General features: G+C 38.4%; 15 protein-coding genes. 6 read left to right on the plus strand and 9 right to left on the minus strand.

The annotated features are described in order from the left end of the window. The first annotated feature begins 122 nt into the window (after positions 1-122). On the plus strand, positions 123-695 hold the full coding sequence (locus CHU_RS01845) for a hypothetical protein (protein WP_041932128.1): 573 nt from the start codon (positions 123-125) through the stop codon (positions 693-695). 129 nt (positions 696-824) lie between these two features. Here CHU_RS01845 and CHU_RS01850 read toward each other — a convergent pair whose 3' ends face one another. Continuing rightward, positions 825-1400: a NifU family protein gene (locus CHU_RS01850; protein WP_011583771.1), complete on the minus strand. Its 576-nt coding sequence runs from the start codon at positions 1398-1400 to the stop codon at positions 825-827. Positions 1401-1579: 179 nt separating this feature from the next. Here CHU_RS01850 and CHU_RS01855 point away from each other — a divergent pair, with 179 nt between their 5' ends. Both CHU_RS01855 and CHU_RS01860 read left to right on the plus strand, forming a co-directional pair. Next, complete coding sequence (locus CHU_RS01855; protein WP_011583772.1) at positions 1580-2248, plus strand: FadR/GntR family transcriptional regulator; 669 nt, start codon at positions 1580-1582, stop codon at positions 2246-2248. 59 nt (positions 2249-2307) lie between these two features. Further along, positions 2308-3546, plus strand: a complete 1239-nt coding sequence (locus tag CHU_RS01860) for an MFS transporter (protein ID WP_011583773.1) — start codon at positions 2308-2310, stop codon at positions 3544-3546. A 172-nt stretch (positions 3547-3718) separates the two neighbouring features. Here the strand turns inward: CHU_RS01860 and CHU_RS01865 are convergent, their stop codons facing one another. The 3 genes from CHU_RS01865 to CHU_RS01875 are packed head-to-tail and all read right to left on the minus strand — an operon-like array spanning position 3719 to position 7276. After that, the gene (locus tag CHU_RS01865) at positions 3719-4996 is read right to left on the minus strand and encodes a dicarboxylate/amino acid:cation symporter (protein ID WP_011583774.1); all 1278 of its coding nucleotides are present in this window, start codon (positions 4994-4996) and stop codon (positions 3719-3721) included. Continuing rightward, positions 4989-6071: a chorismate synthase gene (aroC, locus tag CHU_RS01870; protein WP_011583775.1), complete on the minus strand. Its 1083-nt coding sequence runs from the start codon at positions 6069-6071 to the stop codon at positions 4989-4991. The genes CHU_RS01865 and aroC overlap by 8 nt, the downstream gene beginning before the upstream one ends. Beyond that, the gene (locus tag CHU_RS01875) at positions 6068-7276 is read right to left on the minus strand and encodes a hypothetical protein (protein WP_238379328.1); all 1209 of its coding nucleotides are present in this window, start codon (positions 7274-7276) and stop codon (positions 6068-6070) included. Before CHU_RS01875 ends, aroC begins: the two co-directional genes overlap by 4 nt. A gap of 343 nt (positions 7277-7619) precedes the next feature. On the opposite strand from CHU_RS01875, the gene CHU_RS01880 reads away from it, so the two are divergent. After that, positions 7620-7799, plus strand: a complete 180-nt coding sequence (locus CHU_RS01880; RefSeq protein ID WP_011583777.1) for a hypothetical protein — start codon at positions 7620-7622, stop codon at positions 7797-7799. Here the strand turns inward: CHU_RS01880 and queG are convergent. Both queG and ruvB read right to left on the minus strand, forming a co-directional pair. Further along, complete coding sequence (gene queG, locus CHU_RS01885) at positions 7796-8740, minus strand: tRNA epoxyqueuosine(34) reductase QueG (RefSeq protein WP_011583778.1); 945 nt, start codon at positions 8738-8740, stop codon at positions 7796-7798. The genes CHU_RS01880 and queG overlap by 4 nt on opposite strands. 3 nt (positions 8741-8743) lie before the next feature. Then, complete coding sequence (ruvB, locus tag CHU_RS01890; protein WP_011583779.1) at positions 8744-9772, minus strand: Holliday junction branch migration DNA helicase RuvB; 1029 nt, start codon at positions 9770-9772, stop codon at positions 8744-8746. A gap of 201 nt (positions 9773-9973) precedes the next feature. Between ruvB and CHU_RS01895 the strand changes: the two genes are divergently transcribed. Beyond that, the gene (locus CHU_RS01895) at positions 9974-10711 is read left to right on the plus strand and encodes a class I SAM-dependent methyltransferase (RefSeq protein WP_011583780.1); all 738 of its coding nucleotides are present in this window, start codon (positions 9974-9976) and stop codon (positions 10709-10711) included. A gap of 5 nt (positions 10712-10716) precedes the next feature. Next, positions 10717-11454: a ZIP family metal transporter gene (locus tag CHU_RS01900; protein ID WP_011583781.1), complete on the plus strand. Its 738-nt coding sequence runs from the start codon at positions 10717-10719 to the stop codon at positions 11452-11454. Between the two features lie 9 nt (positions 11455-11463). On the opposite strand, the gene CHU_RS01905 is transcribed toward CHU_RS01900, so the two are convergent. The 3 genes from CHU_RS01905 to tnpA all read right to left on the minus strand — a co-directional run bounded on the left by CHU_RS01905 (position 11464) and on the right by tnpA (position 14044). After that, entirely contained in the window at positions 11464-11724 is a 261-nt protein-coding gene (locus tag CHU_RS01905) for a hypothetical protein (protein WP_011583782.1), read from the minus strand. A 247-nt stretch (positions 11725-11971) separates the two neighbouring features. Next, positions 11972-12691 (minus strand): YqjF family protein, encoded by a 720-nt coding sequence (locus tag CHU_RS01910; protein WP_011583784.1) that lies wholly within the window; start codon positions 12689-12691, stop codon positions 11972-11974. Between the two features lie 915 nt (positions 12692-13606). Next, positions 13607-14044 carry an IS200/IS605 family transposase gene (tnpA, locus tag CHU_RS01915; protein WP_011583785.1) on the minus strand — a complete coding sequence of 146 codons (438 nt, stop codon included), beginning with the start codon at positions 14042-14044 and terminating at the stop codon, positions 13607-13609. Positions 14045-14917 lie beyond the last annotated feature (873 nt).

Raw genomic sequence — 14917 nt, forward strand, 5'->3', positions numbered from 1 at the left:
GTGGAACTTTTCAGCATATTTATCAGGTGCTGATTTTGTAAAACATTGATTATTATATTTTTGAATAGCTGGCACCATTATTCTTAAAGACATATCATTAATTAACCAAACCAATGATAATTATGATACAGACATTATTAACAACAATTGCAGCAGCGGGATTAAGCATGAGTGTTATGGCACAAAATGATTCTACTACGATTAAAAGAGATACTGTTAAATCAAAAGAAACAGGTTCATTGATATTTCACGGAACATTGTTAACGTTTGGTCCGCAGACAGACAGCTCAAAAGCAAAGCCTAAAACGGTAGATACTGTTAAAACCGGTACTAAGTATACATCGGCATATGTTATTTATGGCCCGCAAACAGATTCGGTTAAAGCAAAACCAAAAGCAGCCGATACGGTTAAGACGGGTTCAAAATATGCATATTCATATGTTGTGTACAGTCCGCAAACAGACTCAAGCAAAGCCAAGCCTAAAGCGGTGGATACAGTTAAGACCGGAACAAAGTATGCAGGTGTGTTAGATGTCCATACTATTCTTGCTTTTAATCCGATTGATGGTCCTCAAACCGATTCGTTAAAAACTAAGCCTGGAACAGTTGTTAAACCAGATTCAACAACAAAACCTGGTGCAGATAAAAAAACAGGTGCTATGTATTTTGATAGAAAAACAGGTTCTATCATTTAAGTCTGCGCCAACGCTACTGGTTATTATATATAGGGGTGTATATAATAAATGGGGTAATTTTTTGTATGAAAAAGCCTTCCTGAGATCTCTCCGGGAAGGCTTTTTTTATGATGTTATAAGCAACTTTCTTTAAACACCTTCTGCAACAACTTCTGTTACTTCAGGTACCATGCGCTTTAATAAATTTTCAATGCCGGATTTTAATGTAACCGTTGAAGACGGGCATCCGCTGCAAGAGCCCTGTAACTGAACTTTTACGACACCATCCACAAAGGATTCAAAGTTAATAGCACCGCCATCCTGTTCAACAGCCGGACGGATATATTCATCCAGCACAACTTTTATTTTTGTTACCACTTCCGGCTCCCCTTCAACAGGTGCTGTATTGGATAGTGGTTTATGTGTTTCTTTAAATAAAGGTTTTCCTTCTTCAATATATCCTTTGATCAAGGATTTGATCATTCCGCTTACTTCTTCCCATTCCATGCCCTCAGACTTGGTAACAGTAATAAAATTAGCAGCCATAAATACACGTTTTACAAAATCAAAACGGAACAGGTCTAATACCAACGGACAGGATTCTGCAGAAGATGCCATAGGAAAATCTACGCTGCCTTCTTCGACTAACGTTTTATCTGTAATGAATTTTAATGTGTTTGGGTTGGGTGTAGCTTCTGTATAAACTTCTATTTTTTTAGTTTCCATGGGGATTCAATGCTTTTATGTACAAACACCTGTTTTCCTAAAGAGGTTCTGTAAAGGTACAAATTTTACTTTCGAGTTGCTAGTTTCCAGCTATCAGACAAAAAGGCGCTCAAAAGAGCAATATTGTAATTGTAGATATTAAAATTAAATTTTACCTTTGAAATTCATCAGATGATATTATGAATTATTATTCCGAAAAAATAGAAGTGGTAAAATTAGCAGATCAGGTAGCTGCTAAATTACAGCAGCTTATTGGTTCGGGTGAATATAAAAAAGGGGATAAGATTCCTACTGAGCCCGAACTAATGGCCCGATTTGGTGTGGGCCGTTCAACAGTACGGGAGTCTGTACGTATACTGGCGAATGCCGGTCTGCTATCAGTTTTACAAGGCAAAGGAACTTTTGTACAGGACACTACTGTTGTAGCCGAACCTTTGCACCAGCGCCTCCGCAGGGCCAATAATAAAGAGCTGAATGAGGTACGTCACATGCTTGAGATAACCATGGTTCAAAAAGCTGCTGAAAACAGGACTGAAAAAGAAGTGAAACAAATGCGGACATTGCTGAATCAGCGAAGGAGAGCAATTGAAGAACAGTTGCAGGATGAATGCCTCAATGCCGATATCGCCTTTCATGTAGTGATAGCGGAAGCGTCAAAAAATCAGGTATTGATTGACTTATACAAAACGTTTTCAAAAGTGATCAGTGAGTATTTTCAAACCGAATATCCCGACACAAAAGCGTATAAACGTTCACAGGCTCTTCACGAAAAATTATGTGATGCAATTGCAACCAAAGAATCTAAAAAAGCAGCTGAATACATGTCTCAGATATTAAGTCTGGATTAAAAAATTTACTTTTATTCATCAGATGATAGGATGAATTAAGTGATTAAAAGAAATAAATTATGGAAAATGAACAAGAAGTAGCAGAGCGGCAGGTTAGTCAAACCATCCAGACAACGGTATACCCGATTCTCTTTGCAATCAGTGGCGCACATTTATTGAATGATCTTATACAGCAGTCAATACCATTGATGTATCCGGTCTTTAAGCAATCACTTAATCTTAGCTTTACAGAAATCGGGTTGATTACATTTGTGTTAAACTTCACCGCATCGTTGCTTCAGCCTGCCATTGGCTTGTATACAGATGTGAAACCAAAACCCTATTCGCTGCCGATTGGCATGTGTTTTACCTTGGTGGGTATTATCTTTTTGTCTGTTGCTACAAACTTCTATCTGATTCTTGCATCTGTATGTGTGGTGGGTATCGGTTCTGCTATTCTTCACCCGGAATCTTCCCGTGTGGCATACATGGCATCCGGCGGCTCAAAGAAAAGAGGATTGGCGCAATCCATCTTTCAGATCGGCGGGAACACCGGGAGTGCGATAGCACCACTGGTAGTTGCGTGGCTCATAGCACCGAAAGGGCAGCAGGGTATTATTTATTTAACGGCCTTTGCTCTGTTTGCAATTATCATTCAATCACGTGTATCTGTATGGTATAAAAATTATTTATCCAGCAGAAGTAAAAAGACGACATCAATAGGCGACACACATAACCTGTCCAGAAACAAAGTGATCAGCGCGTTAACCATTCTGGTAGTGTTAATATTCTCTAAGTTTGTGTATGTATCAAGCATTACAAGTTATTATACCTTTTATCTGGACAAAACATTTGGATTAACGGTAGAGCAATCTCAATTCTATTTGTTCATGTTTCTTGTATCGATGGCTATTGGGACGTTCCTCGGCGGGCCGTTAAGCGACCGGTTCAATAGAAAACACGTGATCTGGTTTTCTATTTTAGGTACAGCTCCGTTTGCGTTATTATTACCCTATGCAAATTTATTCTGGTCGGGAATATTATGTGTAATGATTGGCTTAATCCTGTCATCTGCGTTCTCAGTAATACTGGTATATGCACAGGAACTGATGCCGGGGAAAATCGGCATGGTATCAGGCCTGTTCTTCGGACTTGCTTTTGGCATGGGCGGAATCGGTTCCGCTATTTTAGGATACGTTGCCGATCAAACGTCGATTGATGTTGCATTCCGGATTGCTTCTGTATTGCCTTTACTTGGGCTGGTTGCAGGTTTTTTACCGAATCTTAAAAAGGAGATAGAAGCAGTAAAATCAATGTAAGTAAATTAATTGAAGCAAGTGAGAGCGTTCATTCTTGGTTATAGGGTGAACGCTTTTTTAAATTCACCGCAACGTTTTTCGCAAAGGGCGAAAAGAAACATACTGAACAAATTGATAAAAATTTCATTGTCTTAATACTAAGTACTCTGACTATATATTTTTTACAAACTGCCTACTGTCTACTGTCCACTTTTTCTTCCATCCCTGAAACCGCAATCGCACCGCAGGCATCACCTGCCACATTAATAACGGTACGGAACATGTCCAGTAAACGATCCGGAGCCATTATAAAAGCAATTGCTTCAATTGGTACATGAATGGCGTCTAATACAATGATCAGTGTGATCATGCCTGCACCCGGAATGCCTGCCGCACCAACTGCTGAAAGCGTTGCTGTTAATGCAATGATAACCATTTGTCCGAGTGTAAGATCGATTCCTGTTGCCTGTGCAATAAATACAGCTGCAATGCTTTGATACAATGCAGTGCCATCCATATTTATGGTTGTACCCAGTGAAAGGACAAAATCAGAAATTTCTTTTTTGATACTAAAACCATTTGAAACACGTTCCATCGTAACAGGTAATGTTGCCGCGCTTGAGCTGGTAGAAAAAGCCATTAAGAAAACCGGCTGCATAGTTTTAAAAAACTTTCCATAGGAAATTTTTGAAAACAACCGGATAATAAGCGGATACAGAATAAATAATATAACAGCCAGTCCTGCAATGACTGTAAGCATATAATACAGCAGAGATAAAAAAACTTTGGCATCAAAACTAATCGATGCGATCAGGGCGAATACACCAACCGGAGCGATCCCCATAATCAGCATAACCAGTTTCATAAAGGTTTCATTTAACCCTTCGACAAACTGAATAACAATCTCTGATTTTGAAACATCAACTTTTGATAATGCTATGCCGAATAAAATAGAAAAAATAACTACCTGCAGCATCATACCATTATTGCTCATCGCATAAAAAATATTATTCGGAAACATTTCCGTGATCATATCCATAGCACTGCCGGTGCCTTGCTGCGCTTTATCTATCAGTCCGGTTGTTTTATCCTGATACGATGCAAATAATTCGCTTTTTGTTTTTTCCGGAATGGCATTGCCTGGTGTAAATGCACTTGCCAGTATAACGCCCAGAATTGTGGACGTGAAGCAGGTAATGGTAAACAGAACAAGCGTGCGGCCGCCAATGCGGCCAAGTTTATTGATATCCCGTAAACCTGCGATCCCGCTAATGATCGATGTGATGATTAGCGGGATCGCAAGCATTTGAAGCAGTTTGATGAAGATGGTCCCCAATGGTTTGATGTAACTGAGTGTCCATTCTGAACCACCGTTGATATTTCCCGCAGCAATACTCCAGGCAACACCAATTACCATACCTGCTAAAATTTTTATGTGCAGGGGAATTTCTTTATTGTTTTTTTCAGTCAAGACGTATTGCTTTATTTCTTAAGTAGAAATCCACCATAACAATTGCCGCCATTGCTTCAACAATCGGTACGGCTCTGGGAACCACGCATGGGTCATGGCGGCCTTTACCGCTTACAGTAACCGTTTCACCTTTGTCGTTGATGCTTTCCTGGTCAATCATAATTGTAGCTACAGGTTTAAATGCCACGCGGAAATAAATATCTTCTCCGTTGCTGATACCGCCCTGAATACCGCCTGAATTGTTGGTTTGTGTACGTACATTGCCCTGTTCATCCGCATAAAATTTATCGTTGTGCTGTGACCCGAACTGTTCTACACCTTCAAACCCGCTTCCGTATTCAAACCCTTTTACGGCATTGATGCTTAACATGGCTTTGCCAAGTTCTGCATGCAGTTTATCAAATACCGGTTCGCCTAAACCAACCGGAACACCTTCAATTACGCAGCTTACAACACCACCAATGGTATCTTTATTTTTACGTGTTTCATCAATAAATTCAATCATTTTTGCTGCTACAGCATCATCCGGACAACGGATGATATTGGTTTCCGCGTTCGGAATATTCAGTGCTTTATAATCGGTCGTAAGTTTCAACGGACCAACCTGTGAAACATATGCCTGAATCTTAATATTTACTTTAGCCAGAATCATTTTAGCCAGTGCGCCAGCAGCTACGCGTGCCAGCGTTTCCCGGGCAGAACTTCTGCCGCCGCCGCGGTAATCACGGAAGCCATATTTTTCCTGATAGGTGTAATCTGCATGAGACGGGCGGAAACGATCTGCAATGTGTGAATAATCTTTACTGCGCTGATCGGCGTTACGCACCATCATAGCAATAGGCGTACCGGTAGATTTTCCTTCAAATACACCGGATAAAATTTCTATCTCATCGTCTTCCTGACGCTGTGTAACGATCTTGGACTGACCGGGTTTTCTGCGGGCCATTTCAGATTGAATAAACGCTTCGTCGATTTCGATATTAGGCGGACAACCATCCACTATAACTCCAACAGCATTACCATGTGATTCTCCAAAGGTTGTAATGCGAAATATTGTGCCGTATGTATTGCTCATTTTTTAATAACAAGGATTGCAGTAACTACTAACATAACTAAAATAATCAGGTTCGCCAAGTGGTTGAATAAATCATTCTCTTTGGCTATATAGAGTTTATTATTGGTTTGGTGGGTATAACGATTGTAAAACTCATCGTTGGTTAACATGGCATTGCTTTCATGTACCCGTTCACCATACACATTCAGAATAGATTTCGGATACAGCGTGTCGTATTTTTTTGTTCCGGTATTGAAGTATATATACATGAACGCATCGCGCATTAAATATTGTCCGCTGCGTAACGGATTGATCTGGAACTTAAGTTCTTTACGTACCCGCCATTGTTCGCCTTCAATGATCTTTTGTGAAACAAATTCTTCACTCATTAATTCAATATCTGAAGAAATAAATTCAAAGGTGCCAATAGAAGAAGGATCAGCGTTGGTTTCCAGAACAATGGTTAAAAACGTCGCCTGTCCGTTGCGGATTCTTTTTTCAGTCAGGTAATCTTTTATGTAAAACGAACCGGCAGGAATTATTTTTTTTGCTGGGAAGGATGGTAATTCCTTTACCTGAATAGACATGCCATTATCTTTGATCGTATATTTCTCCGCCAGGCGAACAATTCCTTCATCGTTGGTACCTTTTTTATAGGCATATACATACCACTCTGTAGCGGGGATATCAATATCAATGGGTTTTTGAGGGAAAATAAACTGATCTAAAACAATCATTTTTAAATATTTGCGTCCATCTATCCGGAGCGTATCCATCTTGAATTCACCGGATACACTGCGTTCCTGAACCAGGCAGTTGTTGTTTTTAATTTTCTTCTTTAATACTTCTTTTTGAAGATGGCTTTCAATAAATGTAAACGGAATGTTTTTTTCGAAAGGAGTAAGGATATAACCTGTAATGTGAATGGGTTGAAGAATGTAGCTAGTGGTTACATTACTTTCAAGATGCCATTCAATCTCCGGGACTTCCAGTTGAAGTTTGGTTTTACCCAGCCAGGCTTCAACCGGCGGTTCAATGGGGGTATCTGAATCTGTTGAAAGGATTGTTACTGTAAAAGGCGGATTGGTAAACGTTTTGTTTTTTGTCTGGACAGAAATTGCAGGAATAGATTTGGGCCCTACTTTTATAGGTTCATACCATTGAACAATGGAATATGTCTTCTCACTGCCTTCTTTCTCATTAAAATAAGTATGAGATTTCACCATGTCGGCTATATCCGGAAACTGGTAATTTTTATAGGCGTTAAATTCTTTTTTACCATCCTTTGAGAATGTAATAGATATACTTAAAAAATCATTTTTATGTAAAGTAGTGTTGTTACATTTAAAAGAAATAGTTTGACTATTCGAAGAAATCTGAAATAGAACCCCTAAGATTAATGTGATTATTCCTCGATATAGTGCAACTAAATTCAATTTAATGGATAGTTAAGGGATATTTTATACAAAAATGATAAAAATACTCGATAAATAGTCAGCTTGGTACAACCTTTCATGTAATATTCCCGTTTAAAATTAAAGTTTTCAACTTAAATCATTACAAAGCTATATGTTAAATTATGCAAAATTTATTCTTGAAAAAGTGAGTTTTGACCCTCAATTATTTGAGAAAGAATTATTAAAGCATTTAAGTGAATTAATTGTTGAAGAAGTTATAGAGCTAAAAAACTGGTGTTATGAAAATTTTGGGCAAAAACATGCGATGGTTTTGAACCGCTGTTTTGCTTAAGTCTCTTTTTTTATAAATGTCAGGTTTCTGGAGAGCCCTTCGATTTTGGTTCTTTTTATAGTAGAGTCTTTAAAAAGAATATTGAATACTTCTTTAGTAATTTCTTTTAATGGCATTTCAAAATATTTTTTGAGTTCTTCCGAAGGGGAGAACTCATTTTTATTTATAGGCTGTGCAAATCTATTCCAGGGACAAACTTCCTGACAGATATCACAGCCAAACGCCCAGCCTTGCATCTGCTCTTTAAATTCAGACGGAATTTGTTCTTTTAATTCAATTGTTAAATAAGAGATGCATTTGCTGCCGTCTACCTGGTAAGGTTCAGTAATAGCATTGGTTGGGCAGGCGTCGATGCAGCGGGTACAGGTTCCGCAATAATCTTTGATTGGCCCGTCCGCATCCAGTTCCAGATCAATAATCAACTCGCCGATGAAGAAATAACTTCCGGAGTCTTTTGTAATAATGTTGCTGTGTTTTCCCACCCAGCCTAAACCGCCTTGTTTGGCCCAGGCTTTATCCATTACGGGAGCTGAGTCAACAAAGGCCCTGCCGTTCACTTCACCGATCTGTTCGGTAATGTGCTGCAACATTTGTTTAAACTTATCTTTTAGTACATAGTGGTAATCTTTCCCGTAAGCGTACCGGGAAATCTTGGTTTCACCTGTTGAAAGTATTTCATCTTCCGGAGCAGGCGTATAATTAAGTAAAACAGAAACAACGGATTTTGCGCCGTCAACCAGCTTTCGGGGATCAAGGCGTTTATCGAAATAATTCTCCATCCACGACATGGTGCCGTGCTGGTTGCGGTTCAGCCAGGATTCGAGGCGCGGGGCTTCTTCTTCTAAAAATCGTGCTGCTGAAATACCGCAATAATCAAAGCCCGCTATACGTGCAGCTTCTTTAACAATACGCGTGTTGTGCGCTATTTGTAAAGAAGCCATATGTTATTCAAATAAAGTACCTGATTGAGCCGGTGGCGTGCGCTGCAGATGTTTGTAGGCCAGCGGAGTTACTTCCCGTCCGCGGGATGTACGTTTTAAATACCCTTCCTGAATTAAGAATGGTTCATACACTTCTTCAATGGTTTCTGCTTCTTCGCTTACAGCTGTAGCAATAGTTGACAAGCCTACCGGGCCGCCTTTAAATTTATCGATAATGGTTGTAAGGATTCTGTTATCCATATCATCCAATCCGTTGTGATCCACATTTAAGGCCTGAAGTGCTATACGCGCAATCTCCAGCGTAATGGTACCATCGCCTTTTATCTGAGCAAAATCCCGTGTACGTCTTAATAAATTATTGGCGATACGCGGTGTACCTCTGCTGCGGCGTGCAATTTCAAAGGCTGCTGTTTCCAGGATCGGTGTATTCAACAGGTCGGAAGAACGCTGCACAATGCGGGTAAGCAATTTCGCATCGTAATATTCCAAACGGGCATTGATACCAAAACGTGCACGCAACGGAGAGGTAAGCAAACCGGCACGTGTAGTGGCACCAATCAGTGTAAACGGATTTAAACCGATCTGTATACTCCGGGCATTGGCACCCGAATCCAGCATGATATCAATTTTATAATCTTCCATAGCAGAGTACAGATACTCTTCAACTACGGAATTTAAGCGGTGAATTTCATCAATAAATAATACATCATTCGTCTGCAGGTTGGTGAGCAAACCCGCCAGATCGCCGGGCTTTTCCAATACAGGACCGGATGTGATCTTAATATTTGAATTTAATTCATTCGAAATAATGTTGGAAAGCGTTGTTTTACCCAGGCCCGGAGGGCCGTGCAACAATACGTGATCCAACGGTTCGCCGCGCTGTTTGGCAGCTCCCACAAAAATTTTCAGGTTTTCGAGTATTTTATCCTGACCGGCAAAATCATCAAAAGATAGCGGGCGTAATGCTCTTTCTATCTCCTTCTCACCGGAAGTGAATTGTTCGTCGTCTGATTTTAAATAGTCTTCACGCATTGGTACAAAGATAGTCAATTGAAAGTGTAAAGTGAAGAGTGTAAAGTGCAGTCGTTTCTTAGTTATAAACCTAATCTCTTAATTAAAGAGAGAATACTTACACTTTTTACTTTTTACACTCTACACTTTTTCCTCAAATGAACTTCCTTTTGATTAATATTGTATATTATTTCTAATACCCCCTGTTTTAAACATACGAATATGCCTCAGTTACAGAAAGAATGGTTTGATACCTGGTTTGATACACCATATTACCATATTTTGTATAGCAACCGCGATGAATCTGAAGCGGAAGTGTTTTTAACGAATCTGATGAACCACATGGCTGTTCCGAAAGGTGCAAGTATCCTTGATTTACCTTGCGGAAAAGGAAGGCATACGTTGTTTCTGGCAGAAAAGGGGTATACGTTAACAGGGGCAGATCTTTCTGTTGCCAGTATTGCACTGGCTCAATCACATGCACCGGCAGGTGTTACCTTTCTCGTGCATGATCTCCGGAAACCGGCATGGAATGAATCGTTTGATTATGTGTTGAATTTATTTACCAGTTTCGGTTATTTTGAAACAGAAGCTGAAGACCGGGCAGCATTTACAACACTTTCAAAGGCACTGAAGAGTGGCGGTTCGTTGGTTATTGATTTTATGAATGTAACCCGGGCGGTAAATTTATTGAAGGAAGAAGAAACCAAGGTAATGGAAGGTATCGAGTTTCAGTTAAAACGTTATGTGAAAGATGGCTATATTCATAAAGAGATCCGTTTTGAAGCAGACAATACGCCGTTTTTCTTTACAGAACGTGTGAAAGCACTAACGCTGGATGATTTCAAAGAATTCTTTACCTTTGCAGGACTAACATTGGTCGATACCTTTGGCAGCTATCAATTAGATGCATATGATGCCGCAGAGTCTGACCGATTAATCATGATTGCTAAAAAATAATCAACATGTTACTGAGTGCTTTAATTTTATTTTTAGTTGCGTTTGTTCCCGCATTGTTTGTTTACTTTACTTCTGCCAGAGGAACAGAAAATTTTAAATTTATTTTATCGTTTAGCGGTGCGTATTTATTTTCTATAACAGTTATTCATATTTTACCGGAAGCGGTTACCGAATCAGGGAACTTCAAGCTTGCGGGAATTTTTGTACTGCTTGGTTATTTCCTTCAGATGCTGATTGAATATTTCTCCACGGGTGTAGAACACGGGCATATTCATTTACATGATGATCATAAAGGCACACAAAAATATTTTATTATGCTGGCGATGTGTGTGCATGGTTTGTTAGAGGGAAGCTTATTAATGCACCCATCACACATGCATGCAGAAGGCGAGCACAATACGTTGCTGATCGGGTTGGTCTTACACAAACTTCCGGAAGCATTTGCATTAGCAACCGTTCTGATTGGCTTGTTGAAAACCCGTACCTCTATCTTTGGCTGGCAGCTGGTATTTGCACTGGCCTCGCCGCTTGGTTTATTTGTAAGTGATTATTTATCTGATCAAGGCATTCTGGATGCAGAAGGAATGGGATTATTGTTTGCGTTGTTAGCCGGTAATTTCTTATATATATCCACGACCATATTTTTTGAATCAAACCCGCAACACAAGTTTAAAGCAAACCGTTTGGTTATGTCGCTGCTGGGCGCAGTAACGGCGGTACTTGTGGAATATGTGCTGGGATAAGGGATATTATCAGATACACAAAACAATTAGTGTGAGAGCAAAAGGTATCCATAAATCTTTCATATTGATATCATAGATCTTTTTGATTTTTGGCATAAACAACAATACCAATGCACAAACGATAAGAAGCAGATCAAACAATAAGGTATATAAAGGAATACAGCCTAAATTATGTAATGCATCGATTACATTGTTGTTAGAAGTCGATGCACATGGATTATTTAAATACTCAATGAAATTATTGAATAATCGAATGCTTTGAATCAGCATAATTACAACGGTTAAAATCCATCCGGCCTTTTCTGAAAAATAAAAAGCAGCAGCGTTGTGACTGGTAATAATAAAAACAGAATATCTCTGATTGATATCCTTATCGAATCGAAACTTTCATATTGCAATAAATTAAGAATACTGATTTTTAATATATATAGCGATGAGGTCGAGTAAGATAAAACCAGAATAATAATTGAAATGATTATCTGGAAAAGATTCAGTTTTAGTTTCATCATTACAATATCTATTTAATTACTTTCCCGCCCCCCATAACCTGTACTTCGGAACCTTCTGCCAGAAAGATAGACGTTGGTTTTGTTTCAAGAAACGGTACAAAAGCTTCGCCGAATAATTCTTTTGTGCTGAATGAAAAATTCAGATTGTGCATGCGGTATACTTTCCAGCGCGGGTGAATTACTTCATATGCAGAAGTTTTTTTATCAGAAAGCTTTGTATACCCCCAGTAATGTTCGGTAATAAATTCAGCTTCACTGCCTTCTTTAATATCTACAGGTTCAATACCTGCTTTCACGCGTAAATAATTCCATTTATTATTTACTTTCCATTCGTATTCAATCCGCTGCTCGTTCTCCAGCATGTCCCATTGATGGCGCATCGGAAGTGTCTGATAATTTTCGCCGTATACCGTGTTGGCAATAAATGTTACCATGGTTTTAGGTACAATTTCTTTGATGAAAACCACACCACGCTTCCATTCTTTATTGTCTTCATAACGCACATAAAAGCGCAGATTAACCTCCGGAAAAGAATGGTGGTTTGGTATGGTAAACCCTTTAATCTTTACGGCATCAAATAAAAAACCTACAACCGATACATAACAGGTATTATTCCATAAATCAAGTTCGGTATGCTCAGGTAAATAGGGTTTTAAAATTTCAGGATCTACTGCATAGTTCGCTAAAATCAATTTTCTCCATTGGGCTGTAAGGAATGGTGACGGCATAAGATTGGGTTGCGGGTTTGTATGTTAAATATAAAAAATAATCTGTTACTGTCACATAAATATGACAGCAATGAAGCGCGGCAGCTCTTTAACCAGCTTTTGTCTATAATTAAAAGATGATTGCTATAAGCGTTAAGGATTCAAAAATGAGAAAGATTCCGTTTCATTGCCGTTTGGCTTCAGCTAACAGATGAAATGGATATACATTTGATAAAAATAATCTGTTACTGTCACATAAATATGACAGCAATGAAGCGCGGCAGCTCTTTAACCAGCTTTTGTCTATAATTAAAAGCGGATTGCTATAAGCGTTAAGCATTCAAAAATGAGAGAGATTCCGCTTCATTGCCGTTTGGCTTCAGCCAACAGATTAAATGGATATACATTTGATAAAAAATAATCTGTTACTGTCACATAAATATGACAGCAATGAAGCGCGGCAGCTCTTTAACCAGCTTTTGTCTATAATTAAAAGCGGATTGCTATAAGCGTTAAGCATTCAAAAATGAGAAAGATTCCGTTTCATTGGCGTTTGGCTCCAGCCAACAGATTAAATGGATATACATTTGATAAAAAATAATCTGTTGCTGTCACATAAATATGACAGCAATGAAGCGCGGCAGCTCTTTAACCAGCTTTTGTCTATAATTAAAGCGGATTGCTATAAGCGTTAAGCATTCAAAAATGAGAAAGATTCCGTTTCATTGGCGTTTGGCTCCAGCCAACAGATGAAATGGATATACATTTGATAAAAATAATCTGTTGCTGTCACATAAATATGACAGCAATGAAGCGCGTCAGCTCTTTAACCAGCTTTTGTCTATAACTAAAAGATGATTGCTATAAGCGTTAAGGATTCAAAAATGAGAAAGATTCCGTTTCATTGCCGTTTGGCTTCAGCCAACGGAATGGGAATCAGTTATCAGATATGGCTTTTATTCCAAAAATTTTATTGTATTCATAAGCTTCCTCACTAAAAGTTTTTGATGCATGATGTTGCTCTTGATTTTTAATATAACGAATCACATTTTTTACCTGAGATTCGCTTACAGAAATGGCAAAATAATCATCTTGCCACATAAATTCTTTATTTATGAAATAGTTTTGATTTAGCCAATGAGAGGATTCTCCTTTGATATGCTGGGCTACCAAAGAAATTGATTGTTCTTTACCAAGCGAAATAAGGCAATGTAAATGATCTCTATAACCATTTACTGATTGTAAAAATATTCCATGTTCTTTACAATTTTGCATAATCCTCTTTTTAACTTGATATCTGATTTCTCTTGTTAAAAAAGGCGTTCTGTTTTTTGTGGCAAAAACAAGATGTACCCAGATTCTGGCAAATGACATAGCTGTGTTGATTTAAATAAAATTAAACTTAGCTATACTGAAATAATTTATAGATATACATTTGATAAAAAATAATCTGTTACTGTCAGATAAATATGACAGCAATGAAGCGCGGCAGCTCTTTAACCAACTTTTGTCTATAATTAAAAGCGCATTGCTATACGCGAAAAGGATTCAAAAATGAGAAAGATTCCGTTTCATTGCCGTTTGGCTTCAGCCAACAGATGAAATGGATATACATTTGATAAAAAAATAATCTGTTACTGTCACATAAATGCAACAGCAATGAAGCGCGGCAGCTCTTTAACCAACTTTTGTCTATAATTAAAAGCGCATTGCTATACGCGAAAAGGATTCAAAAATGAGAAAGATTCCGCTTCATTGCCGTTTGGCTTCAGCTAACAGATGAAATGGATATACATTTGATAAAAAAATAATCTGTTACTGTCACATAAATGCAACAGCAATGAAGCGCGGCAGCTCTTTAACCAGCTTTTGTCTATAATTAAAAGCGGATTGCTATAAGCGTTAAGGATTCAAAAATGAGAAAGATTCCGCTTCATTGCCGTTTGGCTTCAGCTAACAGATGAAATGGATATACATTTGATAAAAAAATAATCTGTTACTGTCACATAAATATGACAGCAATGAAGCGGCAGCTCTTTAACCAGCTTTTGTCTATAATTTAAAGCGCATTGCTATACGCGAAAAGCATTCAAAAATGAGAAAGATTCCGCTTCATTGCCGTTTGGCTTCAGCCAACAGATGAAATGGATATACATTTGATAAAAAAATAATCTGTTACTGTCACATAAATATGACAGCAATGATTGCTATAAGCGTTAAGCATTCAAAAATGAGAAAGATTCCGTT

Source organism: Cytophaga hutchinsonii ATCC 33406 (assembly GCF_000014145.1).
Taxonomy (GTDB): Bacteria; Bacteroidota; Bacteroidia; order Cytophagales; family Cytophagaceae; genus Cytophaga; species Cytophaga hutchinsonii.

What these genes read in the sequence shown, in the direction of transcription:
- CHU_RS01845 (WP_041932128.1), top strand. Translation starts at nt 123, where the DNA reads ATGATACAGACATTATTAACAACAATTGCAGCAGCGGGATTAAGCATG.
- CHU_RS01850 (WP_011583771.1), bottom strand. Translation starts at nt 1,400, where the DNA reads ATGGAAACTAAAAAAATAGAAGTTTATACAGAAGCTACACCCAACCCA.
- CHU_RS01855 (WP_011583772.1), top strand. Translation starts at nt 1,580, where the DNA reads ATGAATTATTATTCCGAAAAAATAGAAGTGGTAAAATTAGCAGATCAG.
- CHU_RS01860 (WP_011583773.1), top strand. Translation starts at nt 2,308, where the DNA reads ATGGAAAATGAACAAGAAGTAGCAGAGCGGCAGGTTAGTCAAACCATC.
- aroC (WP_011583775.1), bottom strand. Translation starts at nt 6,071, where the DNA reads ATGAGCAATACATACGGCACAATATTTCGCATTACAACCTTTGGAGAA.
- CHU_RS01875 (WP_238379328.1), bottom strand. Translation starts at nt 7,276, where the DNA reads ATGGTGAAATCTCATACTTATTTTAATGAGAAAGAAGGCAGTGAGAAG.
- CHU_RS01880 (WP_011583777.1), top strand. Translation starts at nt 7,620, where the DNA reads ATGTTAAATTATGCAAAATTTATTCTTGAAAAAGTGAGTTTTGACCCT.
- queG (WP_011583778.1), bottom strand. Translation starts at nt 8,740, where the DNA reads ATGGCTTCTTTACAAATAGCGCACAACACGCGTATTGTTAAAGAAGCT.
- ruvB (WP_011583779.1), bottom strand. Translation starts at nt 9,772, where the DNA reads ATGCGTGAAGACTATTTAAAATCAGACGACGAACAATTCACTTCCGGT.
- CHU_RS01895 (WP_011583780.1), top strand. Translation starts at nt 9,974, where the DNA reads ATGCCTCAGTTACAGAAAGAATGGTTTGATACCTGGTTTGATACACCA.
- CHU_RS01900 (WP_011583781.1), top strand. Translation starts at nt 10,717, where the DNA reads ATGTTACTGAGTGCTTTAATTTTATTTTTAGTTGCGTTTGTTCCCGCA.
- CHU_RS01905 (WP_011583782.1), bottom strand. Translation starts at nt 11,724, where the DNA reads ATGCTGATTCAAAGCATTCGATTATTCAATAATTTCATTGAGTATTTA.
- CHU_RS01910 (WP_011583784.1), bottom strand. Translation starts at nt 12,691, where the DNA reads ATGCCGTCACCATTCCTTACAGCCCAATGGAGAAAATTGATTTTAGCG.
- tnpA (WP_011583785.1), bottom strand. Translation starts at nt 14,044, where the DNA reads ATGTCATTTGCCAGAATCTGGGTACATCTTGTTTTTGCCACAAAAAAC.